Origin of the sequence: Rhodococcus sp. IEGM 1305 (assembly GCF_030058635.1) — a bacterium.
GTDB classification, from domain to species: Bacteria; Actinomycetota; Actinomycetes; order Mycobacteriales; family Mycobacteriaceae; genus Rhodococcus_F; species Rhodococcus_F opacus_D.
In genome coordinates this window covers 682,736-708,104 of sequence record NZ_JASHKX010000001.1, presented here as the reverse complement: position 1 = coordinate 708,104, position 25,369 = coordinate 682,736, and the positions used below count along the sequence as shown (strand labels likewise).

Below are 25,369 nucleotides of genomic sequence, written 5' to 3'. Positions count from 1 at the left end.
TCTCTTGCGTGGTGCTACTGATCGAGCAGCCAACGCGCGCATTCGATGTCGCAGACCAGCATCTTGGCCAGTCCGCCGTGGAGGGCACCCAGTGCCGCTTGGTGTTTGGCGACGCCACCCGTGACGAGGATCGACCCCTCGCACGCGCGGATGTCGTCGAGAGGAACGGACATGGCCCGTTCGTCCAGAGGGCCGGCAACCTCGGTTCCGTCGAGCCGGTAGAAGCGTCCACCGACTTCGCCGACCGCGCCGAGGCCGGTGAGCACGGACAGCATGTCCGTGTCGATGAAGCTGCCCTCGAACAGGGTGGTCGACGTGGACACGGCACCCGTTCCGAACATCATCATCTCCGCGGTCCGCCCGGCCTCGAGCGCCTTGGAGATGACGGAGTCGCTCCGCATGGATACCACGGTCGACGCGTCCGCATACAGCGGAACGGGAAGCCGAACAGTGTTGGCCTGCAGCTGCTCTGCGCATCTACCCAGGACGTACTCCGTTCCGGTCTGGTAGTTGATGGCACTCACCGAGCCGTCGAGCTGGACGACGGACGCGCACGTGGCCGCCCCGGACGGCAGACCCTGCGCGACGGCGACCGTCTCCGGCCCCCACGTGAATCCGAGGGTGTCGCCTTCCCGAATCCGGCGAACCAGCAGCGACGCCGCGGCCCGTCCGACGCCGGCGAAGCTGTTGTGGTCGTCGATCGCACCGGCGGCGTCGACGGAATCGGCGACCACCACCGCCTCGACGAGTCCGAACTTCTCCTCGAGCGCGCGCTCCTCGTCCGAGCGCAGCGCATCACGCAGATGCGCGGGTGCCTGCACCTCGATGCGCACCAGGCCCTGGGCGCGGGCTCGTGCCACCAGCCGGCCCGCGGTGGGGCGGGAGACACCGAGTCGTGTGGCGACCTCGGCCTGGGTCATTCCGTCGAGGTAGTACAGCGTTGCAGCGCGCAACGCGAGGCGCAGATCCTCCGTCGTGGACGGCGGTGGTGCCGTGATGAGAGACGGCGTCGGGGCCGTCGAGTTGGGGGACGTCACTGGTTCTCCTCGCCATGATCCCGGGTCCGTCGTGTGTGTCTTCGGAGCCCCGGGGAAACCGTGAGCAAATGATCACTATGCGTTCATCTGCTCAGTACGCTAGCATCGAAGTGTGACCCACACAACACTCCCTTCGGATATCCCCAGGACGATGCGTGCCAGCGTGCTCGTCGAGCCGGGTGTGATCGAGATCCGGGAACGCCCCGTGCCCACTCCCGCCCCCGGCGACGTCCTGGTCCGCGTGGCCTCGGTAGGTGTCTGCGGATCGGACGCCCACTACTACCGCGAGGGCCGCATCGGCGAGTTCGTGGTCGACCAGCCGATCGTGCTGGGCCACGAGGCGTCGGGCACCGTCGTAGGTGTCGGCGACGGGGTCCCGGCAGCGCGTATCGGGCAGCGTGTCTCCATCGAACCGCAACGCCCCGACCCGGACACCGACGAATCCCGGCGCGGTCTCTACAACCTGTGCCCGCACATGCAGTTCTATGCCACCCCGCCGATCGACGGGGCGCTGGCCGAATACGTGACCATCGGCTCGGCGTTCGCCCATGCGATTCCGGACGAGATGTCCGAGGACGCGGCCGCGCTGTGCGAGCCGCTGTCCGTGGCCATCGCCACCACCCGCAAAGCCGGAGTGACGGCGGGATCCCGTGTTCTGATCGCGGGCGCGGGGCCGATCGGAATCGCCATGGTGCAGACCGCCCTCGCGTTCGGTGCCACCGAAGTGGTCGTCTCGGACCTCGATCCCCGGCGACGCGACGTCGCAACCAAATTCGGTGCCACCGCGGTGCTCGACCCCCGCGAGCAGGACGTCGCGGGACTCCACGTGGACGCGTTCGTCGACGCGTCCGGCGCCCCGAGTGCGGTGCTGGCCGGAATCCAGGCCGTCAGGCCCGCGGGATCCGTGGTTCTGGTGGGCATGGGCGCCCCCGAGATGACACTGCCGGTCCAGACCATCCAGAACCGGGAGTTGGTACTGACCGGGGTATTCCGCTACGCCAACACGTGGCCGACGGCGATCGCCCTCGCGCGGTCGGGGCGGGTCGACCTCGATTCGATGGTCACCGGAAGATTTCCGCTCGCCGAAGCGGAGCAAGCACTGAACGCAGACCGGACGCCGGGCAGCCTCAAGGCCGTCGTACGCGTCCAGGAATGAGGAGAGACCGATGCAACTGTGCGCGCAGGCACTGCAACAGTTCGACGACACCGTGCAGGTGCCGAATTACGATCGAAGCGACATCACCGTAGGGATAGTGCATTTCGGTGTCGGCGGATTCCACCGCGCACATCAGGCGATGTACGTCGACCGGTTGCTGCGACGCGGGGAGGCCCGCGAGTGGGGCATCTGCGGGGTCGGGGTCCTGCCCGGTGACCGGCGCATGAAGGACGTCCTCGACGCGCAGGACGGCCTGTACACGCTGGCGCTGCGGCACCCGGACGGCACCTGGGACGTCAGCGTCATCGGATCCATCGTCGACTACCTCTTCGCCCCCGACGACCCCGAGGCCGTGATCGAGAAGATCGCCGCGGAGTCCACGAAGATCGTCTCACTGACGATCACGGAGGGCGGCTACAACTTCACCCACGACACCGGCGAGTTCGATGCCGAGAACCCGGATGTCGTACACGATCTCACCGACGGCGCCGCACCGCGGACCACGTTCGGACTCGTCGTCGAGGCACTGGCCCGGCGCCGAGCGCGCGGGCTGCCGTCGCCGACCATCATGTCCTGCGACAACATTCAGGGCAACGGCGACGTGGCGCGCAAGATGTTCCTGGCGTACGCCGAATTGAAGGATCCCGAACTGGCGGCCTGGATGCGCGCGGAGACGTCGTTCCCCAACTCGATGGTCGACCGCATCACGCCCGTCACCACCCCCGAGGTGACGGAGGCGCTGTCGTCGCGGTTCGGCATCGACGACCAGTGGCCCGTCGCCGCCGAACCGTTCACGTCGTGGGTGCTCGAGGACGCCTTCCCGCTCGGTCGCCCGGCATTCGAGGACGTCGGCGTCCAGGTGGTCGACGACGTCGAACCCTACGAACTGATGAAGCTGCGTCTGCTCAACGCGAGCCACCAGGCCCTCTGCTACTTCGGCTACCTGTCGGGATACCGGCTCGTGCACGACGTCGCGCAGGACCCACTCTTCGCCGACTTCCTGCTCGCGTACATGGACGAGGAGGCCACGCCCACCCTGGCGCCGGTACCCGGAGTCGATCTCGACGAATACAAGCGCACGCTCATCGAACGATTCTCCAACCCCGAGATCCGCGACACCGTCGCCCGCCTGTGCGCCGAATCCTCCGACCGCATCCCGAAGTGGCTGCTGCCCGTGATCCGCGAAAACCTGCTGGCCGACCGGCCCGTTCGACTGTCCGCCGCGATCGTGGCGAGCTGGGCCCGGTATGCCGAGGGAGTCGACGAGGACGGCGAGCCCATCGACGTCGTCGACCAATTGAAGGACTCCCTCGTGCCGATCGCGCGCAGCCAGCACGAGAACCGCACTGCCTTCATCGAGAATCAGTCTGTCTTCGGCGACCTGGCCGACAATCCGCGCTTCGTCACCGCGTACCTCTGGGCGCTGGACTCGCTGTACAGCGTCGGTGCACGGGAGACACTCGAGGCTCTGCGTGAGAAGGTGCAGTCATGAGTCTGGTCATCGGTGAAGCTCTCATCGACATCGTGACGGCGAGCGACGGCGCCACCACCGAATATGTCGGCGGCAGCCCGCTCAACGTCGCGGTCGGCCTCGGCCGGCTCGGTCGTCCGGTCGAATTCGTCACCCGGATCGGCGACGACACGAGAGGCGGCGCGATCGTCCGGCACCTCGAGCAGTCGGGAGTGAGCCTCGCGCCCGGCAGCATCACCGCGCAGCGAACGGCGACGGCCCACGCCACCCTCGATTCCGCCGGATCCGCCACCTACGAGTTCGACATCGAGTGGGACCTTCCCTGCCCGAGCGGGTCGTCCACACCGGCGCTCGTCCACACCGGTTCCATTGCCGCCGTGATGGAACCCGGCTGCGACGTCGTCGCCGACATGCTCGACCGCCGCCGCTCGTCGGCGACCATCAGCTACGACCCCAACGTACGACCGGTGTTGATCACCGACAAGGCACGCGCCCGGCAGCGGATCGAGCACCTCGTGTCGATCTCGGACATCGTCAAGGTCAGCGACGAGGACCTCCGCTGGTACGACCCCGACCGAAATCCCGAGGACATCGCCCGCGAGTGGCTGTCCCGCGGCCCGGCGATGGTCGCGGTGACGAAGGGCGCCGAGGGCGCATTCGCGGTCTGCGCGGCCGGACTCGTCGAGGTCGCGGCCCGCAACGTCGAGGTGGTCGACACGGTCGGCGCGGGCGACGCGTTCATGGCCGGGCTCCTCGACGGGTTCTGGTCGCACGGCTTCCTCGGCGCGGAGAGCCGCGACGCCCTCCACGCGATCGCCCCGGAGGAAGTGCGGAACGTGCTGGACAACGCGGTGCTGATGTCGGGTCTCACCGTCGCGCGTGCCGGGGCGGACCTGCCCACCCGCCAGACACTGGATCGCGCGGCGGGTGTCCGGCAATGACCCTCGTCGCGGGCATCGATTCGTCCACCCAGTCGTGCAAGGTGATCGTCTGCGACGCCGACACCGGTGAACTCGTCCGCGAGGGCAGGGCGTCGCATCCGGACGGCACCGAGGTCGACCCGCAGGCGTGGGCTTCGGCCCTCGACAGCGCCATCGCCGCCGCCGGCGGACTCGACGACGTCGCCGCGGTGTCGGTCGGCGCGCAACAGCACGGCATGGTGTGCCTCGACGACACCGGGACGGTCGTGCGTCCGGCGTTGCTGTGGAACGACACTCGCTCCGCCGACGCCGCCGCCCAACTGGTGGACGACCTCGGTGGTCCGGACGCGTGGGCGGACGCCGTCGGTGTGGTGCCGCTCGCCGCGATCACCGTCAGCAAACTGCGCTGGCTCGCCGATTCCGAACCGGCGAACGCCGACCGGACGTCCGCGGTGTGCCTGCCCCACGACTGGCTCGGCTGGCAGCTCACCGGCAGGTCCGATCTCGGCACCCTGGCCACCGACCGCGGCGACGCCAGCGGCACCGGATACTTCTCCGCGGCCACGGATTCCTACCGTCCCGACCTGCTGTCGCTGGCACTGCGCGGACGCACGGCCACCGTGCCGCGCGTGGCCCACCCGGCCGAGAAGATCGGGGAAACCCGCTGGGGCGCCGCCGTCGGCCCCGGCACCGGCGACAATGCCGCCGCCGCACTGGCTCTCGACGCCCAGGAAGGCGACGTCGTCGTCTCCGTGGGAACGTCGGGCGTCGTGTCCGCGGTGTCCGTGACACCGGCGAACGATCCGGGCGGTTTCGTCGCCGGCTTCGCCGATGCCACCGGACGTCAACTGCCCCTCGTGTGCACGCTGAACGCTGCCCGGGTGCTCGACGCGACCGCCTCGCTGCTGGGCGTCGATCACGACGAGCTGTCGCGGCTGGCGCTGTCGGCGCCGTCCGGCAGTGGCGGACTGGTGATGGTGCCGTATTTCGAGGGGGAGCGCACCCCCAACCGGCCGAACGCCACCGGCTCCGTTCACGGACTCCGGCTGGCCAATTCGACCCCCGCCCACCTCGCCCGCGCGGCGGTCGAGGGGCTGCTGTGCGGCCTGGCGGACGGCATCGACCACCTGATCGCCCAGGGCGTCACGGTGCGTCGCATCCTCCTCGTCGGCGGCGGCGCCCGCTCACAGGCACTGTGCGAACTCGCGCCCGCCATCTTCGGGGCCCCGGTCCTGGTGCCGCAACCGGCGGAGTACGTCGCGATCGGCGCATGCAGGCAGGCGGCCTGGACGCTGGCCGGGACCCCGGAACCACCCAAGTGGGATCAGACGTCCGCCCAGCGTTACGAGGCCGACCCGGCACCCGAAGTGCGCGAACGGTATGCCTCCGTGAGGCGCTGACGCGCCTGTGCGCCTTTTTGGTTGCTCCAGCTACCAAAAAGGCGCACGGGTGGCTACGCCACCTTCACCAGCATCTTCCCGACATTTCCGCCGTGCATGAGCTGCAGGAACGCGTCGACCGAGTTCTCGATGCCGTCGACGACGGTCTCGTCGTGAACCACGTCGCCGGATGCGAGCCACGGTCCCATCTTGGCGGCGAACTCGGGGAAGACGTGCGTGTAGTTGCCGAGGGTGAAGCCCTCGAGGGTGAGCCCGCGGCTGATGATGTTCACCATGTTGTCGGGGCCCGGTGTGCGCTCGGTGGCGTTGTACGCGGAGATGGCACCGCAGAGGGCGGCGCGGCCGCCGTTGCGCATGACGTCGAGTGCGGCCTCGAGGTGGTCGCCGCCGACGTTGTCGAAGTAGACGTCGATGCCGTCACCGGCAAGTCCCCGGAGTTGCTCGCGCACCGGTGCCTGCTTGTAGTCGAAGGCCGCGTCGTATCCGTAACGGTCGGTCAGCAGCGCGACCTTCTCCGCGGACCCGGCGGATCCGATGACGCGGGACGCGCCCTCGAGTCGTGCGATCTGCCCGGCGGCCGTCCCCACCGCACCCGCGGCGCCGGAGATGAACACGGAGTCGCCGGCCTTCAGGTGCGCGATGTGGACGAGTCCGACGTACGCCGTGAGCCCGGTCAGTCCGAGAATCCCCAGATAGGCCGAGATCGACACTCCCGGAATCTCGTCTACGACGCGGAACGCCGAGGCGTCACCCTGCGCGACGTCCCGCCACCCGAGATCGTGGACCACCACCGAGCCGACCGGATGCGTCGCGGCGGTGGATTCGACGACGCGACCGACAGCTCCGCCGGTCATCGTCTCGCCCAGCGCGAACGGCGGGATGTACGACTTCACGTCGTTCATCCGGCCGCGCATGTAGGGGTCGACGGAGACGAATTCGTTGGCCACCCGCACCTGGTCGGGCCCGAGGTCGGGCAGCTCGACGGTCGCGGTGCGGAAGTCGTCCTGGGTGGGCCAGCCCACCGGCCGGTTGATCAGCTGAATCTGGGTGCTCGTGGTCACGGGTGTTCCTTTCGATACGTCTGAGGTCACAGCGCCAGTCCGAGCGCGAGGAGGAGTACCGCGAGCAGCGGAAGTGTTCCCTGGGTGATCGCCGCGCGAGCCTTGTCGGGCGACGACAGCAGGAGCACGAGGGCCGCGAGCAGCATGGAGCCGGCACCGGCGAAGACGAGGGCAGCACCGACGGCGGTCGCGCCGATGATCACGGCGACGATGCCGACTGCCGTCACGATCGCCAGGAAGAGGTTGTAGAAGCCCTGGTTGAAGGCAAGCTCCTTGGTGGCGTCGGCTTCTTCGGCACTGGTTCCGAACGTCGCGCGGGTGCGCGGCGCGGTCCAGAGGACGGACTCGAGCACGAAGATGTAGACGTGCAGCGCACTGGCGAGTGCGGCAAGAACAAGACCCGCGGCGACCATACGAAATCCCTCCTCGTTCTGAACTGACCATTTCAATATATACTGAAATGGTCGTTTCACAACCAGGAGTGAGGATCGTCATGCCGCGCACGCAGGATTTCGACACGGCCGAAGTGGTCGGCCGCGCCCGCGACCTGTTCTGGGACAAGGGCTTCGAAGCCACGTCGATACCCGACCTCGAGCGCGTCACCGGATTGAATCGGTCGAGCCTGTACAACGCGTTCACCAGCAAACGCGGACTCTTCGACGCCGCCGTGCACGACTACCTGGACCGGGTGGTTCGCCCCCGGCTCCGCATCCTGACCGACGAACCGACGCGCCCCGACGCCGCCGTGCGCTACTACCGCAGCCTTGCAGGCGCCCTCGCGGCCCTCCCCGACGAAACCCCCGGACGCGGCTGCCTGCTACTCAACAGTGCCGCCGGTTTCGCCGCGCACGACGACACGCAACGGTCCGTCGTCGACGCATACCAGCGCGAACTGTCCGGGGCGCTCGCCCACGCTCTCCGGGCCCACGACCCGGACGCGTCGACGGCCACCCTGGCCCACCGGACCCGGCTCCTGACATCACTGTCCGTCAGCGCACTCCTGCTGTCGCGGGTCAACCGGGACGAGGCCGTGGCGGTCGCGAACACCGCCGTCGAGCAACTGGAGGAATGGCGACCCACGTCCTGACGTGAGTGGCAAAGAGTGCCCCGACACGCTTTACCACTCACATAGCGGTGACCCAGTCCGCCATCACGTCCGCCAGCGCCTCGGCGCCGCGGTTGCAGTCGTCCGCCTCGGCGAACTCGTCGGGCGAGTGGGACACGCCGGTGGGGTTGCGGACGAACATCATCGCCGTCGGCACCTTCGCGGACAGGATTCCGGCGTCGTGGCCGGCAGCGGTCGGGAGGACGGGAATGTCACCCAGGTGGGCGAGCGAGCGGCGCAGTCGTTCCCGGGTGGAGTGCGGGAACTCGACGATCGGCGTGACCGATTCGGCGTCGACCTCGAGACCGATACCGTCGGCGGCCGCGTAGGCCTGCGCCTCGGCGGTGATCTGCTGCACCAGCTTCGTCAACGTCTCCTCGTCGGCGGCCCGCGCATCGAGCCACGCCCGCACCTCCGACGGAATAGCGTTGGCACCGTTGGGAAGTACCCGCACCTTTCCGAACGTCGCGACCGCCTCGTGCAGCGTCGCGGCGGTCCGGGCGGTGTGGACGGAGGAGGCGAACGCGAGCATCGGGTCGCGGCGGTCGACGAGCCGGGTGGCGCCGGCGTGGTTGGCCTCTCCGGAGAACACGAACTGCCACCGGCCGTGCGGCCAGATCGATGACGCCACGGCGATGGGGCTGTCGATCAGGTCGAGCGCGCGTCCCTGTTCGACGTGCAACTCGACGTACACGCCGACGCGGTCGACGAGGTCTGGGTCCTCGCCGAGATGGTGCGGGTCGCGGCCGGCGCCGACCAGTGCCTCGCCGAGGCTGATGCCGTCGTTGTCCCGCAGCGCCAGCGCGCGTTCGGGTGCCAGCGCCCCGGTGGAGAGTTGCGAGCCGACGCACGCGACACCGAACCGTGCGCCCTCCTCGTCGGAGAAGGCAGTGACCGCCACCGGACGCGTCGGCGTGATTCCCCGCTCGCGGACGAGGTCGATCGCGGCGAACGCGGACACCACCCCCAGCGGTCCGTCGTAGGCGCCGCCGTCGGGTACCGAATCGAGGTGCGATCCGGTGACGAAACTGTCGCGGGGGTCGCCGTCCCAGCCCTCGGGCATCCACCACGCCCACAGATTGCCGTTGCGGTCCTCGTCGACGCTCATGCCGCGTGCCTGCGCACAGTCCGAGAACCATTCGCGCAGCGTCATGTCGGCGTCGTTCCACGCGAATCTTCGGTATCCCCTGGTCGACTTGTGCTGTCCCACATCGAGGATGCTCGCCCAGAGCGAATCGAAGGAAGTCATGTTCTCGGTCCTCTACTCATAGTGTCAAAGCCGGCAGGCGCTTCGCGCCCGTGCGCCTTTCTGGTTGTCCCAGCTACCAAAAAGGCGCACGGGTGGCGGAGCCGCCTACAGGGCGCCGGGGATCCAGGTGGTTCCGGCGAGGGGCACGCGGGCCATCGCCGACGCCTCGACGGTGAGGGCGACGAGGTCCTCGGGTTCGAGGTTGCGCAGATGCGACTTGCCGCAGGCGCGGGCGAGGGTCTGCGCCTCCATGGTGAGCACCCGCAGGTAGTTCGCGAGCCGCCGTCCGCCCTCGACGGGGTCGAGGTTCTTGGACAGTTCCGGGTCCTGGGTGGTGATGCCGGCAGGGTCCTTGCCGGCCTGGAAGTCGTCGTAGAACCCGGCCGCCGAGCCGAGTTCCTCGTACTGCTTCGCGTAGCGGGGGCTGTTGTCGCCCAGCGCGATCAGAGCGGCGGTGCCGATGGCGACGGCGTCCGCCCCGAGGGCCATTGCCTTCGCGACGTCGGCGCCGCTGCGGATGCCCCCCGACACGATGAGCTGTACCTTGCGATGCACCCCGAGTTCCTGCAGCGCCTGCACCGCCTGCGGGATCGCGGCCAGGGTGGGGATGCCGACGTGCTCGATGAACACGTCCTGGGTGGCGGCGGTGCCGCCCTGCATGCCGTCGACCACGACGACGTCGGCACCGGCCTTCACGGCGAGTTTCACGTCGTAGTAGGTGCGGGTGGCGCCGACCTTGATGTAGATCGGCTTCTCCCAGTTGGTGATCTCGCGCAGTTCGATGATCTTGATCGCGAGGTCGTCGGGGCCGGTCCAGTCGGGGTGCCTGCACGCCGACCGCTGGTCGACGCCCATCGGGAGGGTGCGCATCCCGGCGACGCGTTCGGTGATCTTCTGTCCCAGCAGCATTCCGCCGCCGCCGGGCTTGGCACCCTGGCCGAGGACGATCTCGATGGCGTCGGCCTTGCGCAGGTCGTCCGGGTTCATCCCGTACCGGGACGGCAGGTACTGGTAGACGAGGTTCTTCGACTGCCCCCGTTCCTCGGGGGTCATGCCGCCGTCACCGGTGGTGGTGGATGTGCCGACCTCGCTGGCGCCGCGGCCGAGGGCTTCCTTCGCCTGCCCGGACAGTGCACCGAAGCTCATGCCGGCGATGGTGATCGGGATGTCCAGGTGCAGCGGGAACTTGGCGTTGCGGTCGCCGAGCACGACGTCGGTGTCGCACTTCTCGCGGTAGCCCTCGAGCGGGTACCGCGACATCGACGCGCCGAGGAACAGCAGGTCGTCGAAGTGCGGCAGCTTGCGCTTGGCACCCCAGCCGCGGATGTCGTAGATGCCGGTTTCGGCGGCGCGTTGGATCTCGGAGATGACGCCGCGGTCGAACGTCGCCGATTCGCGCAGGGCCGGGTTCGGGGTGTTCATGACGGTTCTCCTAGTACGCGCTGGCGTTGTCGACGTGGAAGTTGTAGAGGTTGCGGGCGGAGCCGTAGCGGGTGAACTCGGACGGGTCGGCGTCGAAACCGGCCTGATCCAGCAGTTCCCGCAGTTCCGTCAGGTGCTCCTCGCGCATGTCCTTCTTGATGCAGTCGGCGCCGAGGGAGGCGACGGTGCCGCGCACGTAGATGCGGGCCTCGTACAGCGAGTCGCCGAGGGCCTCGCCGGCGTCGCCGAGGACGACGAGACGTCCGGCCTGACCCATGAACGCGGACATGTGGCCGATGTTGCCGCCGACGACGATGTCGACGCCCTTCATCGAGATGCCACAGCGCGCAGCGGCATTGCCGTCGATCACGAGGAGGCCGCCGTGGGCGGTGGCGCCCGCGGACTGCGACGCATCACCCTTGACGTGCACCGTTCCCGACATCATGTTCTCGGCGACCCCGACTCCGGCGTTGCCGGTGACGGTCACCGTCGCGTGCTGGTTCATGCCGGCGCAGTAGTAGCCGACGTGCCCGTCGATGGTGACGTCGATGTCGGAGTCGAGGCCGCAGGCCAGCGCGTGCGCGCCCTGCGGGCCGGTGACGGTGACCGTCTTCGGGGCCTCGGGGGAGGTGAGCCGCTCGTTGACGGCACGGGTACTCGACGTCTCGAGGTTCAGGACAGTCGCTTCGGTGGTGGCTACCGGTGCCATACGTACACCTCTTCCGGTTCGGGCTCGAAGATTCGGGCGTTGTCGACGCCAGGCAGGTTCGCCAGGGCGCGGTATTCGGAGGCCATCGCGACCCACTGGTCGGTCTCGGCGATGACGGCGGGCTTGCAGGAGATGGCGTCCCGGACCACGGCGAACGAGTCGGCCGTCGAGACGAGCAGGGTGTAGAAGCCGTCGAACGTCTCGTTCAGCGTCAGCAGCGCCTTCTCCAGGTCGACGCCCTCGGCGAGCTGCTTGGCGACGAACCGCGCCCCGACCTCGGTGTCGTTGGCGCTGTCGAATTCGACGCCGTCACGTTCGAGCTGATGCTTGATGCTCATGTGGTTGGAGAACGAGCCGTTGTGCACGAGGCACTGGTCGGGGCCGACGGAGAACGGGTGCGACCCCTCGGCGGTCACTGCGGATTCGGTGGCCATGCGGGTGTGCGCGACACCCTGCCAGCCGCTCGCCGACGGCAGCCCGAACCGGTTCGCCAGGTCGATGGGGTTTCCGACGCCCTTGAGGACGGTCAGGTCGTCGCCGAAGCCGATGACCCGGGCCGACGGCACCACACTGCGCACTGCCGCCGCGAGATCCTCGGCGCCGACGACGCCGTGCAGGATCGTCGTCGGGTGCAGGTCGATTCCGGTGACGGTGGTGTCGAGTGACGCCGACAGCGTTGCGGCGAGTTCCGTTGCGGGGATGGGGCAGTCGAGCAGCGAGACCGTGGACTCCCCGACCGGTGACCAGGCCTGGTCCCCGTAAATCGCCATGCCTGCGGAATCGGGTCCGCGGTCGCACATCTGACCGAGCATGTCGGTGAGCAGGGCGCCGAGTTGTGGGTAGAGGGACGGCTCACGCAGGTGAAGTCCGACGATTCCACACATGGATGTCTCCTTTCGGGAGGTCTGTCAGAACGCTGTCAGGTAGTGGTCGAGTTCCCAGGGGGAGACGGTGTTGTGCCAGGCGAAGAACTCCTCGCGCTTGAGTGTCGCGAAGTACTCGGCGACCCCGGGGCCCGCGACGTCCAGGGCGCCCGTCACCACCGGATCCGATTCCAGTGCGTCCATCGCGTGCAGCAGCGTCATCGGCAGCATGTCGCTGGGACTGTCGCCGGAGCCTGGGGTGCCGGGGTCGAGATCCCGTTCGATGCCGTCCAGGCCGGCGGCGATGGCGGTGGCCGCGGCGAGGTAGGGATTGGCCGAGCCGTCGCCGCCGCGCAGTTCCACCCGGTTCCTGTCCGGAACCCGGAGGTAGTGGGTGCGGTCGTTGCCGCCGTACGTGGCGTAGCGAGGCGACCAGGTGGCACCACTGCTCGTCGACGTGGCGCCGGTCCGCTTGTACGAGTTGACGGTCGGCGCGATCACACCCTGCAGTGCGCACGCGTGCTCGAGGATCCCCGCGATGAACGCGTACGCCGTCCTCGACAGTCCCAGCCCCTTCGGATCGTCCCCGTCCGGGAACACCGAACCGGCGTCGTTCCACAGCGACAGGTGTAGGTGCATCCCGGAACCGGTGCGGTCGGAGAAAGGTTTGGGCATGAACGTGGCCTTCATGCCGCGCTTCTCGGCGATCACCGACAGCAGGTACCTTGCGGTGATCACCCGGTCGGCGGTGGTCATGGCGTCGGCGTAGTCGAAGTTCTGCTCGAACTGCCCGTTGCCGTCCTCGTGGTCGTTGGCGTAGTTGCCCCACCCGAGCGTGTTCATGGCCGCGGACACCTCGGTCAAATGGTCGTACATCCGGGTGACGTCGCGGGCGTCGTAACACGGCTGACGACTGACGTCGGCCGTGTCCGCGGTCGTGAGGGCGCCGTCTCCGGTGCGGTGGACGAGGAAATACTCGATTTCCGCGCCGACGTTGACGGACAGGCCGAGATCGGACGCCTTCTTCAGCGTCTCCTTCAGGATCACCCGCGGCGCATACGGCCAGGGCTTTCCCTCCACGTGCGGGTCGCAGTGCACGATCGCCAGTCCGGGTTTGACGAACGGGATCGGCGTGAACGACGAGACATCCGGTACGGCAACGAGATCGGAATCCTTGGGCTCCTGCCCCATGTGCCCCGCCGCGTACCCGGCGAAGCCCACGCCGTCGTCCTGAAGCTGCTCGACGGCCTCGATCGGGACCAGTTTGGCGCACGGCTTGCCGGACAGCGTCACGAACAGGGCGAGGATGAAGGTGGTTCCGGTGGCCCGGGCCACCTCGGACAAGGTCTGCGGTGGGGTTGTCACGATGTTCTGCGCGGTGAACGCGTCAGCAGTGTCGACAGCCATGGGTAGCTCCTGAACTGGTGGTCTACGGGTGAGGGGGTCTGTGGGTCAGCGCATCTCGCCGGCGCCCTCGTAGGGGTGCAGGCTGAAGAGGAGGTCGTCCTCCTCGAAGCGTGAGTAGCGGAAGTCGGACGGCTCGACGTTCGGGAGGCTGGTCATGCCGTCGTCGAGGAGCATGTCGGCGACGAGGCGGCCGACCGCGGGTGAGATCTTGAAACCGTGACCGGAGAACCCGGTGGCCAGGAACAGTCCGTCGACCGGTGCGGGTCCGATGATCGGGTTGTAGTCGGGAGTGACGTCGTACGCGCCGACGTAGCTCGAGGTGATCCGCGGATCGGGCATGTCGGGCAGACGGTTCCCGAGCTTGCCGATGTTCTTCTCGATGGTGCTGTCGTCCGCGCGGTTGCTGTACTTGTCGGGGTCGATGTATTCGGGCGCGGCGTGGTCGCTGTTGCCGACGAGCAGTTCACCGTTCGGCTCACGGCAGATGTACTGCAGTCCGGCCAGGTCCGACAGCACCGGCACCTCCGGAGTCGGAACACCCTGGTCGATCAGGACGAGCTGCGCCCGTTGGGCTTTCACCGGGATGTCGACGCCGACACCGGCGCCGAGTTCGGGGGCCCACGGACCGGTCGCGAGGATCACCTGCTCGGCATGCACTTCGTCGCCGTTCGTGAGCGTCACCCCGTAGACGCGGCCGTCCGCGTTCTGCAGCAGCGACGCCACCGGCGTGCTCTGGCGGATTTTGACGCCCAGCTTGCGGGCCGAGGCACCGAACGCCATGCCGGCCATGTACGCCTCCCCGCGGCCACCGAGGGGCTCGTACGCGAAGGCGGCGAAGTCGTCGAGATGCAACCCCGGCCACAGTTCGGCCATTTTGTCGTGGCCGATGTAGTCGACGTCGATACCGAGGCCCTGCATCATCGCGACGTTCGCCTTCAGCGGGTCGATGTTGTTCTCACCGACGCCGACCACGTATCCGCACTCGCGGAATGCCATGTCGTCGCCGAAGATCTCAGTGGCCCTGGTGAAGATGTCGACGCCGTACCACGACATCGCCGCCAGCGACGGCGTCCCGTAGTGGCACCGGACCACACCACTGGACTTGCCGGTCATGCCCGAGCACAGGGTGTCACGCTCGAGGACCAGCACATCGGTCTCGCCGCGGTCCGCGAGCGACCAGGCGATGGCGAGACCTTCGAGTCCCCCACCGACGATCACGAACTTTGCTGTCTGTGTCACGTTGCTTCCTTCATTCGGCCGGATGTTCGGGCGCTGCGGCTTGGGTAGCGGTTCGTTTCACCTCATGAATCGCTGTTGTTCACTATGAAACAGTTCTACTATGTCGATCGTGTTACGGCAACGTTGTCGGTGCATCACCAAATCGCGGCGCTCAAACGCTCTTTCAACAACTATCCTCGCGTTGATCTGCACGTTTCCAGCCTGGCCGGATTGATTTACGTCATCGAAATACGTCTTGTGGTTTCCTGTTGCTACTCCTCGTTTCATACAGAGGAGGTCGCGGACCCAACTCACCACACCTTCAGGGAGAACCCATGACCACGACCGACAAGCCCACCGCCGTCCCGTTCCGCGTCACCGCCGGATTCCACGAGAACCTGCCTCAGATGCCGGTCTCGGAGTACCCGGGCACCAAGGGATACATCGACGACGTCTTCGCCAACCCGGACGGCTCGGAGATGTCGGCCGGCTACTTCGAACTCCAGCGCACCGACGCCCCGCTCGACTACTACTACGCCTACGACGAGATGAAGGTCGTCCTCGAAGGGGAGTTCACCCTCGAGAACCTCGACACCGGCCAGGTCGAGGTGGCGAAGGCGAAGGATGCGATCTTCTTCCCCAGGGGCTCGCGTATCCGTTTCACCACCCCCGACCGCGCACTGGCCTACTTCGTCGGCCACCGTTCCTTCGCTCCCTGATCCGCGATGGCGGTATCGATGAGGTCGACCAGCGTCCCACGGTGGCGATCCGACTACTCGGCCGTCGACGACCTCGCAGCGGGCGCTCTCGTCACCCGCTACGTACTGGTCTCGGAGCGCTCGGTCAGCGGGCAGGTCATCCGTGAGCTGTCCGAGCGTGTGGCGCCCGTTCCCACTCGCACGGTGATCGTGGACGCCGGGGCCGGATCCGGGTTCGGCGGGCTCGGCGAACTGCTGTCCGGGGCGCGCATCGGGTGGCGGTTCGTCGTGGCGGGCCCCGAGCGCATGGTGGGGGCGGTGCGTGCTCGGCTGATCTCCGCGGGCGCGTTGCCCGCCGAGATCGCCGCGATCATCGACCCCGACGCCCCGGTGCGCGACGTGTTCTGCGCGCACTGCCACACCACGTCGCCCTCGGTGCCGGTCGCCATCGGCGGCCGGACACCGTGCGCCGGTTGTTCCGCCGAACTCACCGTCTACTACCACTACTCCCGACGCCATAGCGCCTACCTGGGATATCGAGCCGACTCGGAGGAACTGCCATGACCACGGCCCTCGAAACAGTTGCGGGCGAGAGCATCACCGGAGGGCTCACTCTGACAGTGCGCGAGGCACGGCTGCTGTGTCCGGGCATCCGTCACGTCGTCCTCGCGGACCCGGCAGGCCGCACCCTGCCGTCGTTCACCCCGGGCAGCCACATCGCCGTCACCTGGGCCGAGGGTCGGCAGAATTCCTACTCGCTGACCGGCCCCTCGATCGAGCCGGACCACTACGCGATCTCGGTCCGGCTCGACGAGAACGGCCACGGGGGTTCGCGCTGGGTCCACGACCTCCAGCCGGATCAGCGCATCCGTGTGAGCCTTCCGCGGAGTGCGTTCGCGCCCGTGCTCAATGCTCGGCACCACCTGCTGGTCGCGGGTGGAATCGGCGTCACGCCGATCCTGTCGCACGTCCGAGCCGCGCTCGAGTGGGGTCGTTCGTTCGAAGTGATCTACTCATTCCGCGATCAGTCGGGAGCGCACGCCGACGAGTTGGCGGCGCTGTGCGGTGACCGGATGATCACGGTCTCCACGCCCGGGGAACTCGCGGACCGCCTCGTCCCCAAGCTGGCGGACCAGCCACTCGGTACCCACGTCTACACGTGCGGTCCCGCGCCGATGATCGCGGCGGTGGCCGAGTGGGCCCGCGACTGCGGCTGGCCGCCGGGGCGCGTGCACTCGGAGGCGTTCGGGGCGGGCCCGCTGCCCGAGGGGGCGCCCTTCGCCGCCACGCTCGGGCGCACCGGCATGATCGTGCCCGTGCCCTCGGGGACCAGCCTCCTCGAAGCGTTGCTGGACAAGGGAATCAACGTCCCGAACCTCTGCCGGCAGGGTGTGTGCGGCGAATGCCGGCTGTCGGTCCGCGGCGGCGCGATCGAACACCGCGACCTGTTCCTCACCGACGAGGAGAAGGCCTCCGGAGATTCGATCATGCCGTGCGTATCACGTTCCGCAGGAGACCGATTGGAGCTGGATCTGTGACATCGACCGACTCGCGTGCCGACCACATCGCGCGCTTTCCGTTCCCCTTTCCGCGCGACCAGTACCGCTACAGCACCAACGTCGAGCCGGCCGGGAACCCCACCGCCACCGTGGCCGGCAGCTGGGGTGACACCCGCATCGCCATCGACGCCCACTATCACCGGGAACTCGCCGAACGCGAGCGCATCCTGGCCGAGGATCCGTCGCGGCACCAGTGCCTGCCCCACATGGTCCCCGCCGCGTGGGACGCGATGCTCACGCTGATGCGCATGCTCGCCGACGAATACCCCCGCACCATGACCCTCGAACGGCACGAGGGCAGCTGGTTCTGGAAGAACGACCTCCTCGGGATCGAGCACAACTTCGTGTTCGGGGATCCCGACACGTTGCCGGCGCCGCCGCTGGTGTACATCTGCGGCCAGATCCAGGAGGACGTCGTGCTGCTCGATCAGCGTGAGGGCGAACTGTGGGGTGACGCAGGTCTGGTGACGTTCGCGGCGGACTGGTCCTTCGGATTCGACGTGGGCATGAGCTTCCTCGAGATCCACGGCCCCGTCCCGCGCGTCCACAGCGAGAAGATCATCACCCGCGCACACAACTTCCTGATGCGGCTCGAGCCCGGCCAGAGCTACCGACGCACCAACTGGACGCTGACCGTCCACGGCAAACTCGACACGTCGACCGAGACCTACCCCGAGTGGGGGAAGGACCGGCGCACCCTCGCCGACGGCCCGCTGGACGAAGTCGGGGACCGCCTGTTCCTGAGAACCGAAGTGCAGCACCTCATCCGGCTCGCCCACTCCGGTGCCGTCATGTTCCTGATCCGGACGTACCTGCTTCCGTTCCGGGATATCGCGTCCGTTCCGGAGTGGGGCGAACGACTGTACCGGGTGCTCGAGGACCTTCCGGTGGACATGGCCGAATACAAGGGCATCAGTCGCACCCGGGAACCCGGCATGAGATGGCTGCTGAACCACGGGAATGTGGAACTGTGACGCTCACCGATCGGGCAGCACCCCAGACCGATCAGGCTCTCTACCTCGTTCTCGCGACGGTCTCCGTGATCGCCCGCGACGGCCTGCGCGGGCTGACGACGCAGGCCGTCGCCCGGGAGGCCGGCATCTCGGACGAGGCCGTCCTGCGCAGCGCCGGGTCGACGGACGCCCTCCTCGACGCCGCGCTCCGGTACGCGCTCGACAAGAGCGCGAGCGTCTTCGCCGACATCGCCGCCGGCTCGTCGCTCGACCACTTCGTCGAGCACCTCACCGACCTCGTCGCCCGCGACCCCGACCTCCAGGTCTTCCAGTACGAGCTGATGCTCGAATCCCGACGCACGCCACGCCTCGACCCGCACGTGAAACTGCTGTACGCCACGTACATCGAGGCGACGTCCCAGGCACTGACCCGGCTGGGCATCACCGCCGACGAAGACCTGACCCTGCTGGTGTACTCGGCGATCGAGGGATTCATCATGCACCAGCTGATCGCGAAGGATCGTCCCGCGACCGAGCGCGCGATCGGGCGACTACGCCGGATCCTGTCGACCGCGAGGTAGTCCCTGCACGTGAGTGGCAAAGTGTGCCCTGGCACGCTTTGCCACTCACGTGCAGGCGAGGACCTCCGCCACCACGACCGACGCCTGCCCGGACAGCCGCACCGACCCTTGCTCGACGAGGAGACAGTCGCCCGGTTGGACGAGACCGAGGTCCGTCGCCAGCCGCCCATCGAGGACCAGGACGAGGACGGCAAGCCGCCCGTCAGCGGTGACGTCCTGCGCCGCTCCGATGTCGACGACGTCCACGGACGCCGCTGTGGTGGACCTGTGGACCATGACGTTGAACGCCTCGGTGGGACCTTCCGCCACACAGTCGGGGCTGCGTTCACCGGCGAATGCCGTCGGACTCAGGCGCGGAATCAGGGTGGGGCCGCCGCCGAAGTCGAGTGACACGGGATGGTCGCCGATCACCGTGAAGATGCGGTCCACCTCGGGGAATGGCGAGAACGTCGAGTCCGCGTCGAGCGTCGCGACGCTGAAGCGCCACCGGGACGCGACACCGGCGGCGATCTCCGCTGTGGTGCCCGCGCCGTTGGCCCACGGGGTGGTCCGCCGATCCGAGCGCCGGGCGATGCGGGCCTCGCGAACTGTGGTCACTCCTTCTCCTTACCTAGAAAGTCCACTGTCAGGATACTTTGTTTCGCGCATCGGCACGCAGGCGTACGCCGGATTCCGTTACGCAGTTGTCACTCAGCGAACTATTTCCGCAATCTCCGCTTTGGTTCACTGTCACTAGACATCGATTCCCAAAGGCGGACACGACAAGTGTCACGCCATCCTCGATCAAGGTGGACGACTATGAACGAAGCAGTCGCTGCGGCCGACACCGCCTGGATTCTCGCGGCCTTCACGGCAGTGAGCCTCATGGTGCCGGGCCTGGCCATGTTCTACGGCGGAATGGTCAGCGTGCGCAACACGCTCAACATGGCCATGATGACGTTCGGCGCGTTCGCCGTCGTCGGGGTGCTGTGGATCGTGTTCGGCTACTCCGCCGTGCTGGGTAACTCCCTCGGCGGTCTCGGCATTCTGGGCGACCCCCTCGAGTTCTTCGGCTCCAGTTCATTACTGGAGGCCCCCGCCGAACCCGGACTGCCGCCCGCGCTGGTCTCGGGATTCCAGCTGTTGTTCGCGGGCATCACCGTGGCACTGATCTCCGGCGCGCTGGCCGACCGGATGAAGTTCGGCGCCTGGATGCTGTTCGCCGGACTGTGGGCCACGTTCGTCTACTTCCCCGTCGCCCACTGGGTGTTCGCGTTCGACTCCGCGGACGGGTCGGTGATCGGCGGATGGATCGCCAACACCCTCGGCGCCATCGACTTCGCCGGCGGCACCGCCGTGCACATCAACGCCGGCATCGCCGCCCTCGCCGTCGTCCTGGTTCTCGGGGCCCGCAAGACGTTCCCAGTCTCGCCCCGCCCGCACAGCCTTCCCCTGACCATGCTCGGCGCCGGCATCCTTCTCTTCGGCTGGTTCGGATTCAACGGCGGCTCGGCGCTGTCCGCCGGGAACAGCGCGTCCGTCGTCATCCTCAACACCGTCGCCGCGGCGTGCGCGGGTATCTGTGCCTGGCTGGCAGTCGAGAAACTGCGTGAAGGTCACGCCACCTCGCTGGGCGCCGCTTCGGGCCTGATCGCCGCGTTGGTCGCCATCACACCTGCCTGCGGCGCCGTCTCACCGCTCGGCGCTCTGGTCGTCGGAGGCGCCGCCGGCGCGGTCTGCTGCTTCGCGGTCTCCTGGAAGTACCGGCTCGGCTACGACGACGCGCTCGACGTCGTCGGTGTGCACCTCGTGGGCGGCATCCTCGGCACCGTTCTGATCGGTTTCCTCGCGGATCCGGCCGCTCCCAACGGCGCCGCGGGGCTCTTATACGGCGGCGGCGTCGACGTGCTGTGGCGTCAATGTGTCGCCGTGGCAGCCGTTCTCGCCTACTGCTTCGTCGTCACACTGGTGATCGCACTGGCACTGAAGAAGTTCATGGGCATTCGCGCCGACCAGGAAAGCGAGTACGACGGCCTCGACGTGTCCGTCCACGGCGAAACGGCCTACGTACTCGATGCCGTCGGCCTCACCGGCGCCTCGAAGCACGGCACCGACGCGGTGCTCGGTGCAGAAGCGATCACGACCAGGGCGGCGGACCCCGCGAAGGCCTGATCCAGCGTCCGACACAGGCAGTGGCCCAGCCCCGCGGAATGCTGCGGGGGCAGGGCCACTGCCTGTGTCCCAGCTAGGTCAGGCTCTGAGCCAGACCCCGAAGCCTCGCGCTGTAGTTGTTCGGCTGGGCCGAAAGGAACTGACTCAGCACGATCAGGTCGAATTCCTGCATGGCAGCCGAATCGGCAGTAATCGAGGCATGATTCGTCACTTCGTGCTCCAGTAGTTCGACCGCCTCACGCCACCCACGGATCGCGGGTCTTCCGAGTTCCATCTGCGGCTCGAATCGCAGTGGTTCGACGAGTGGGCTGCCGAGAATCTCCTGCAAGTGCTCCTCGAGGCTTTGGCGCGCGAGTCGGATGATCAGCTGAGTCTGCCCTTCGTGCCACTGCATGGTTGCCGGGCGGCCCGGCTGCAGAATCGACGCGACCGACATGGTCGAATCGAATTCCTCTGCGCCAGAGGTGATTCGGGCCGTACCCGACAGAGGGATCTGAACGACGTAGAAGTCGCCGGGATCGTTCGGGTTCATCCGCGCATCGGTCCCGTAGTCGAAATAGTAGAGACCGATCGTGCCCGCGGTGGCCAGGTGAACCGGCTCGAGGCGGTCGAAGGGCAGCGCGGCCTTCTCTTCGGACGCTATCTGAACTGTCGATATCACGGTAACCACAACCTTTCGAACCATCCGCCACTCTACGCGCCGGCGCGGGGGCGAAGGAAGGTCGAAATCCCGATTCTGCCGTCAGTCCTCGTGATGGTCCGGGTACGCCGTGACGGCGAGGAACCGGATGGGCAACCGCACGAGATCGTTGGGCCCGTGCAGACCTTCACCGTCGAGCAGCAGCGAATCCCCCGGCCGCAGCGTGTACTCGGCCTCGCCGTGCCCGTAGACCATGACGCCCTCGAGCATGTAGAGCAATTCGGTGCCGGCGTGCTGGAACAGCGGAAACGTCTCACTGGAGTCGGTGAGCGTGACCAGCACCGGCTCGAGTCGCTTGTGCTGGCCGCGCAGTGCGCCGAGAAGTTCGTAGTGGTGTCCCACCCGGGTGCCTCGCCCGACGATGACCGCACCGCGGCCCGCCTCGACGTACACGGCGTCGCGGGCGGTGTCGGCGCCCCGGAACAGAGAGGTCACGGGCACGTCGAGCCCGGCTGCCAGACGCGCCAGCGTCGACAAACTGCACGAGGTCTGCGAGTTCTCGATCTTGGACAGCATGGCCTTCGAGATTCCGACTTTGGCCGCCATGTCCCCCACTGAGAGTCCACTGGCTTTGCGGAGCGACCGGACCTGCCTGGCGATCACCTTCTCGAGATCGGGCCCGGTCGGCGTATCGGACGGCACCTCACGCTCGACGGGCGCTGGGTCTCCCGTGTCGCGGTGGACCTCGGTCTCGGGTCGAGTGGTCACGTCCGCATCGTAGCAGCGCCGTTTACTGTCAGGAAACCGCGACTCACTACGCCGGACGGCGAATCGGTGCGCATACGAGCAATAACTATGCGCATGCGTGCAAGACGACGCCGCGCCTCCGCCCGCATGCTTGTGACAGCCATCACAACACCACCGGGAGAGTTGACGCCATGACCGCAGTACACGAGAACGTTAGTGCCACAGGACTTCCTGATGGAACCGCGACCGAGTTGTTCATCGGCGGGCAGTGGCGCGCGGCGTCGGACGGCGGGACGTTCACGGATCTGAACCCGGCCACCGCTCGCCCCCTCGCCCAGATCGCGTCCGGCACCGCCCAGGACATCGACGACGCGGTCCGGGCCGCCCGCACGCAGCTGAACGGTGAATGGGGTTCACTGCCCGGCGCCGCCCGCGGACGGATCCTGAACAAGGTCGCCGATCTCATAGAACGCGACGGCGAGATACTGGCCCGGCTCGAGGCCCTCGACGTCGGGAAGCCCGTCGGCCAGCCCACCATGCTCGACATCCCGATGGCCGCCGGCACGTTCCGGCACTTCGCCGGCTGGGCCGACAAGATCACCGGTCAGTCCATCCCGACCGCCGGGTACTTCGGCCAGCCCACCCACTCGTACACCGTCCGCGAACCGGTCGGTGTGATCGGCGCGATCGTTCCGTGGAACACCCCGCTGATGATCTCGGCATGGAAGATCGCCCCGGCCCTCGCCGCCGGGAACACGCTGGTGGTCAAGCCGCCGGAGGACGCACCGCTGTCGATCCTTCACCTCGCGACGCTGCTGGAGGAGGCCGGACTGCCCGCAGGCACCGTCAACATCGTGCCCGGGCTCGGCGAGGTCGCGGGCGACGCACTCGCCGGCCACCCCGGCGTCGACAAGATCAGCTTCACCGGCAGCCCCCGCGTCGGCCGGATCATCGCCAAGCGCGCCGCCGACACGTTCAAGCGCACCACCCTCGAACTCGGCGGCAAGTCCCCGCAGATCATCCTCCCCGACGCCGACCTCGAGGCCGCCATCAACGGCACCGCGATGGGACTGTTCTTCAATCAGGGCGAGGTCTGCGCCGCGGGCACCCGCATCCTGGTGCACCGCTCGCTGTACTCGCAGGTGGTCGACGGTCTCGCCGCCGCCGCGTCCGCGCAGGTCCTCGGCGACCCGTTCGATCCGGCGACCACGATGGGCGCCCTGGTGAACGCGAAGCAGCGTGACACCGTCCTCGGCTACATCGAGGCCGGACGCAGCGAGGGCGCCCGGGTCGCCGCCGGCGGTGGCCGCCCGGACGGGGACGGGTTCTTCGTCCAGCCGACCATCTTCGCCGACGCGAACAACGACATGAAGATCGCGCGGGAGGAGATCTTCGGACCCGTCGGCACCGTCATCGCATTCGACACCACCGATGAGGCGATCGCGATCTCCAACGCCACCGATTACGGGCTCGCCGCCTCGATCTGGACGCGCGACGTGTCCCACGCCCACACCCTCGCCGGCAAGGTCCGCGCCGGAGCGGTCGCGGTCAACGGCTGGGCACCCATCGACCCCGCCCTGCCCTGGGGCGGCATGAAGACCAGCGGCACCGGCCGCGAACTCGGCTGGGCCGGAATCGAAGCCAACACCGAGGAGAAGGTCGTCACGATCATCCTCTGATCGCTCACAGCATCGACGTCGTCGGACAGGAGCAGGACTTATGAAAACCCAGGCCGCAGTGTTGTGGGAGCCCGGTCAGCCGTGGCAGATCGAAGAACTGGAACTCGACCCCCCGAAGCACGGAGAAGTGCTTCTGCAGCTGGTGGCGTCGGGGATGTGCCACTCGGACGAACACGTCCGGGACGGCAGCCTGCCGCTCGAGTACTACCCGTTCATCGGTGGCCACGAGGGCGCCGGCATCGTCCTCGAGGTCGGGCCCGGTGTCACCAGCGTCGAGAAGGGCGATCACGTCGCCCTCGGATTCATCCCCGCGTGCGGCCGATGCAGGCAGTGCGCGACCGGCCAGTCCAGCATCTGCGACCTGGGAGCCCACCTGCTCGAGGGCTGGCAGATCTCGGACGGCACGGCGCGGCATCACGTTCGCGGCAAGGACGCCGCCATCCAGTGCCTGATCGGAACGTTCTCGCCGTACACGGTGGTCAACGAGGCGTCGTGCGTCAAGATCACGAAGGACATTCCCCTCGACAAGGCGGCGCTGGTCGGCTGCGGTGTCACGACGGGCTGGGGGTCGTCGGTGTACGCGGCCGGCGTCCAGGCCGGTGAGACCGTCGTCGTGATCGGCATGGGCGGCGTCGGGTGCGGGGCGGTCCAGGGCGCAGCGCTCGCCGGAGCCAGGCACGTCGTGGTCGTCGACCCGTCGGAATTCAAGCGGGAGCAGGCCAAGATCTTCGGCGCGACCCACACCGCGGCGAGCATCGACGAGGCGCTCCCCCTCCTCCAGGATCTGACGTGGGGCCAGCTCGCCGACAAGGTGCTCATCACCATCGCGAATGCGAGTGGCCGCATCATCGCCCCGGCGATGAGCCTGGTGGCCAAGGGCGGCACCTGCGTCCACGTGTCGGTCGGCGACGTCACGCAGAACGACGTCGATCTGAACCTGTTCGATCTGACGGCGATGCGCAAGACCCTCAAGGGGGCGTGGTTCGGCAACGCGAACATCCGGTTCGACATCCCTCACCTACTGCGCCTGTACATGGAGGGTCAGCTGAAGCTCGACGAGATGATCACGAGGACATACACACTCGATCAGATCAACGACGGCTACGAGGCGATGCGGAAGGCCGAGAACGTCCGCGGCGTCATCATGTATTCGTAGATCGGCACGGTCGGGAGCGGTGGGGCGCTGCACGCCTCTCCGCTCCCGGCCTGGTTCCCTGCCCCCATGCCGTACGTGTTCCTGCTTGCCGCGATCGCCGCCGGTCTCGTCGTCTCGGGAGTGGTCGTTCTCAATCTCGGCGGAGCTCATTGATACCGTGGTCGCATGATCGCTGGTGGGGCAGGTA

The 25,369-nt window shown here is 67.7% G+C and carries 25 protein-coding genes; 13 read left to right on the top strand and 12 right to left on the bottom strand.

Features of this window, described 5'->3' with window-relative positions; translation table 11 throughout:
• Positions 1 to 14 precede the first annotated feature (14 nt).
• Complete coding sequence (locus tag QM693_RS03240) at positions 15 to 1,037, bottom strand: sugar-binding transcriptional regulator (RefSeq protein WP_283351370.1); 1,023 nt, start codon at positions 1,035 to 1,037, stop codon at positions 15 to 17.
• Between the two features lie 151 nt (positions 1,038 to 1,188).
• Between QM693_RS03240 and QM693_RS03235 the strand changes: the two genes are divergently transcribed.
• From QM693_RS03235 to xylB, 4 genes are read left to right on the top strand one after another with little or no spacing between them, the layout of a single operon-like run.
• The gene (locus QM693_RS03235; RefSeq protein ID WP_283351479.1) at positions 1,189 to 2,193 is read left to right on the top strand and encodes an NAD(P)-dependent alcohol dehydrogenase; all 1,005 of its coding nucleotides are present in this window, start codon (positions 1,189 to 1,191) and stop codon (positions 2,191 to 2,193) included.
• A 10-nt stretch (positions 2,194 to 2,203) separates the two neighbouring features.
• Entirely contained in the window at positions 2,204 to 3,685 is a 1,482-nt protein-coding gene (locus QM693_RS03230; protein ID WP_283351369.1) for a mannitol dehydrogenase family protein, read from the top strand.
• Positions 3,682 to 4,605 (top strand): carbohydrate kinase family protein, encoded by a 924-nt coding sequence (locus QM693_RS03225; protein ID WP_283351368.1) that lies wholly within the window; start codon positions 3,682 to 3,684, stop codon positions 4,603 to 4,605. Before QM693_RS03230 ends, QM693_RS03225 begins: the two co-directional genes overlap by 4 nt.
• The gene (gene xylB, locus QM693_RS03220) at positions 4,602 to 5,984 is read left to right on the top strand and encodes a xylulokinase (RefSeq protein WP_283351367.1); all 1,383 of its coding nucleotides are present in this window, start codon (positions 4,602 to 4,604) and stop codon (positions 5,982 to 5,984) included. Before QM693_RS03225 ends, xylB begins: the two co-directional genes overlap by 4 nt.
• Positions 5,985 to 6,037: 53 nt before the next feature.
• On the opposite strand, the gene QM693_RS03215 is transcribed toward xylB, so the two are convergent.
• On the bottom strand, positions 6,038 to 7,045 hold the full coding sequence (locus tag QM693_RS03215; protein WP_283332089.1) for an NADP-dependent oxidoreductase: 1,008 nt from the start codon (positions 7,043 to 7,045) through the stop codon (positions 6,038 to 6,040).
• Between the two features lie 26 nt (positions 7,046 to 7,071).
• Complete coding sequence (locus tag QM693_RS03210) at positions 7,072 to 7,458, bottom strand: DUF1304 domain-containing protein (RefSeq protein ID WP_280781212.1); 387 nt, start codon at positions 7,456 to 7,458, stop codon at positions 7,072 to 7,074.
• An 80-nt stretch (positions 7,459 to 7,538) separates the two neighbouring features.
• Here QM693_RS03210 and QM693_RS03205 point away from each other — a divergent pair, with 80 nt between their 5' ends.
• Complete coding sequence (locus QM693_RS03205; RefSeq protein WP_164064009.1) at positions 7,539 to 8,132, top strand: TetR/AcrR family transcriptional regulator; 594 nt, start codon at positions 7,539 to 7,541, stop codon at positions 8,130 to 8,132.
• 37 nt (positions 8,133 to 8,169) lie between these two features.
• On the opposite strand, the gene QM693_RS03200 is transcribed toward QM693_RS03205, so the two are convergent.
• The 6 genes from QM693_RS03200 to QM693_RS03175 all read right to left on the bottom strand — a co-directional run bounded on the left by QM693_RS03200 (position 8,170) and on the right by QM693_RS03175 (position 15,039).
• A complete protein-coding gene (locus QM693_RS03200) occupies positions 8,170 to 9,399 on the bottom strand; it encodes an allantoate amidohydrolase (protein WP_283351366.1) in 1,230 nt (409 codons plus the stop codon).
• Between the two features lie 105 nt (positions 9,400 to 9,504).
• A complete protein-coding gene (locus tag QM693_RS03195; protein WP_005569862.1) occupies positions 9,505 to 10,821 on the bottom strand; it encodes an FMN-binding glutamate synthase family protein in 1,317 nt (438 codons plus the stop codon).
• Between the two features lie 10 nt (positions 10,822 to 10,831).
• The gene (locus QM693_RS03190; RefSeq protein WP_283351365.1) at positions 10,832 to 11,530 is read right to left on the bottom strand and encodes a GltB/FmdC/FwdC-like GXGXG domain-containing protein; all 699 of its coding nucleotides are present in this window, start codon (positions 11,528 to 11,530) and stop codon (positions 10,832 to 10,834) included.
• Positions 11,518 to 12,414, bottom strand: coding sequence for a class II glutamine amidotransferase (locus QM693_RS03185; protein WP_283351364.1), 897 nt, complete (start codon positions 12,412 to 12,414; stop codon positions 11,518 to 11,520). Before QM693_RS03185 ends, QM693_RS03190 begins: the two co-directional genes overlap by 13 nt.
• Before the next feature lie 24 nt (positions 12,415 to 12,438).
• The gene (glnT, locus tag QM693_RS03180; protein ID WP_283351363.1) at positions 12,439 to 13,800 is read right to left on the bottom strand and encodes a type III glutamate--ammonia ligase; all 1,362 of its coding nucleotides are present in this window, start codon (positions 13,798 to 13,800) and stop codon (positions 12,439 to 12,441) included.
• 45 nt (positions 13,801 to 13,845) lie between these two features.
• Positions 13,846 to 15,039, bottom strand: a complete 1,194-nt coding sequence (locus QM693_RS03175) for an NAD(P)/FAD-dependent oxidoreductase (RefSeq protein ID WP_283351362.1) — start codon at positions 15,037 to 15,039, stop codon at positions 13,846 to 13,848.
• A 314-nt stretch (positions 15,040 to 15,353) separates the two neighbouring features.
• Here QM693_RS03175 and QM693_RS03170 point away from each other — a divergent pair, with 314 nt between their 5' ends.
• Genes QM693_RS03170 through QM693_RS03150 form a run of 5 tightly spaced genes read left to right on the top strand, consistent with a single transcriptional unit; the run spans position 15,354 to position 18,809 of the window.
• Positions 15,354 to 15,737 (top strand): cupin domain-containing protein, encoded by a 384-nt coding sequence (locus QM693_RS03170; RefSeq protein WP_005250830.1) that lies wholly within the window; start codon positions 15,354 to 15,356, stop codon positions 15,735 to 15,737.
• 6 nt (positions 15,738 to 15,743) lie between these two features.
• Positions 15,744 to 16,280 carry a dimethylamine monooxygenase subunit DmmA family protein gene (locus QM693_RS03165; protein ID WP_164063999.1) on the top strand — a complete coding sequence of 179 codons (537 nt, stop codon included), beginning with the start codon at positions 15,744 to 15,746 and terminating at the stop codon, positions 16,278 to 16,280.
• The gene (locus QM693_RS03160; RefSeq protein ID WP_283351360.1) at positions 16,277 to 17,254 is read left to right on the top strand and encodes a PDR/VanB family oxidoreductase; all 978 of its coding nucleotides are present in this window, start codon (positions 16,277 to 16,279) and stop codon (positions 17,252 to 17,254) included. Before QM693_RS03165 ends, QM693_RS03160 begins: the two co-directional genes overlap by 4 nt.
• Positions 17,251 to 18,249, top strand: a complete 999-nt coding sequence (locus QM693_RS03155) for a heme-dependent oxidative N-demethylase family protein (RefSeq protein WP_283351359.1) — start codon at positions 17,251 to 17,253, stop codon at positions 18,247 to 18,249. Before QM693_RS03160 ends, QM693_RS03155 begins: the two co-directional genes overlap by 4 nt.
• The gene (locus QM693_RS03150) at positions 18,246 to 18,809 is read left to right on the top strand and encodes a TetR/AcrR family transcriptional regulator (protein WP_283351358.1); all 564 of its coding nucleotides are present in this window, start codon (positions 18,246 to 18,248) and stop codon (positions 18,807 to 18,809) included. The genes QM693_RS03155 and QM693_RS03150 overlap by 4 nt, the downstream gene beginning before the upstream one ends.
• A gap of 45 nt (positions 18,810 to 18,854) precedes the next feature.
• Here QM693_RS03150 and QM693_RS03145 read toward each other — a convergent pair whose 3' ends face one another.
• The gene (locus QM693_RS03145; RefSeq protein ID WP_283351357.1) at positions 18,855 to 19,406 is read right to left on the bottom strand and encodes a HutD/Ves family protein; all 552 of its coding nucleotides are present in this window, start codon (positions 19,404 to 19,406) and stop codon (positions 18,855 to 18,857) included.
• A 201-nt stretch (positions 19,407 to 19,607) separates the two neighbouring features.
• On the opposite strand from QM693_RS03145, the gene QM693_RS03140 reads away from it, so the two are divergent.
• On the top strand, positions 19,608 to 20,960 hold the full coding sequence (locus QM693_RS03140; protein ID WP_283351356.1) for an ammonium transporter: 1,353 nt from the start codon (positions 19,608 to 19,610) through the stop codon (positions 20,958 to 20,960).
• A 73-nt stretch (positions 20,961 to 21,033) separates the two neighbouring features.
• Here the strand turns inward: QM693_RS03140 and QM693_RS03135 are convergent, their stop codons facing one another.
• A complete protein-coding gene (locus tag QM693_RS03135; protein ID WP_052024030.1) occupies positions 21,034 to 21,645 on the bottom strand; it encodes a cupin domain-containing protein in 612 nt (203 codons plus the stop codon).
• A gap of 57 nt (positions 21,646 to 21,702) precedes the next feature.
• The gene (locus tag QM693_RS03130) at positions 21,703 to 22,368 is read right to left on the bottom strand and encodes a helix-turn-helix domain-containing protein (protein ID WP_280781195.1); all 666 of its coding nucleotides are present in this window, start codon (positions 22,366 to 22,368) and stop codon (positions 21,703 to 21,705) included.
• 170 nt (positions 22,369 to 22,538) lie between these two features.
• Between QM693_RS03130 and styD the strand changes: the two genes are divergently transcribed.
• Positions 22,539 to 24,026 carry a phenylacetaldehyde dehydrogenase StyD gene (gene styD, locus QM693_RS03125; protein WP_283351355.1) on the top strand — a complete coding sequence of 496 codons (1,488 nt, stop codon included), beginning with the start codon at positions 22,539 to 22,541 and terminating at the stop codon, positions 24,024 to 24,026.
• Positions 24,027 to 24,066: 40 nt separating this feature from the next.
• Positions 24,067 to 25,182, top strand: coding sequence for an NDMA-dependent alcohol dehydrogenase (locus QM693_RS03120; protein ID WP_283351354.1), 1,116 nt, complete (start codon positions 24,067 to 24,069; stop codon positions 25,180 to 25,182).
• Positions 25,183 to 25,369 lie beyond the last annotated feature (187 nt).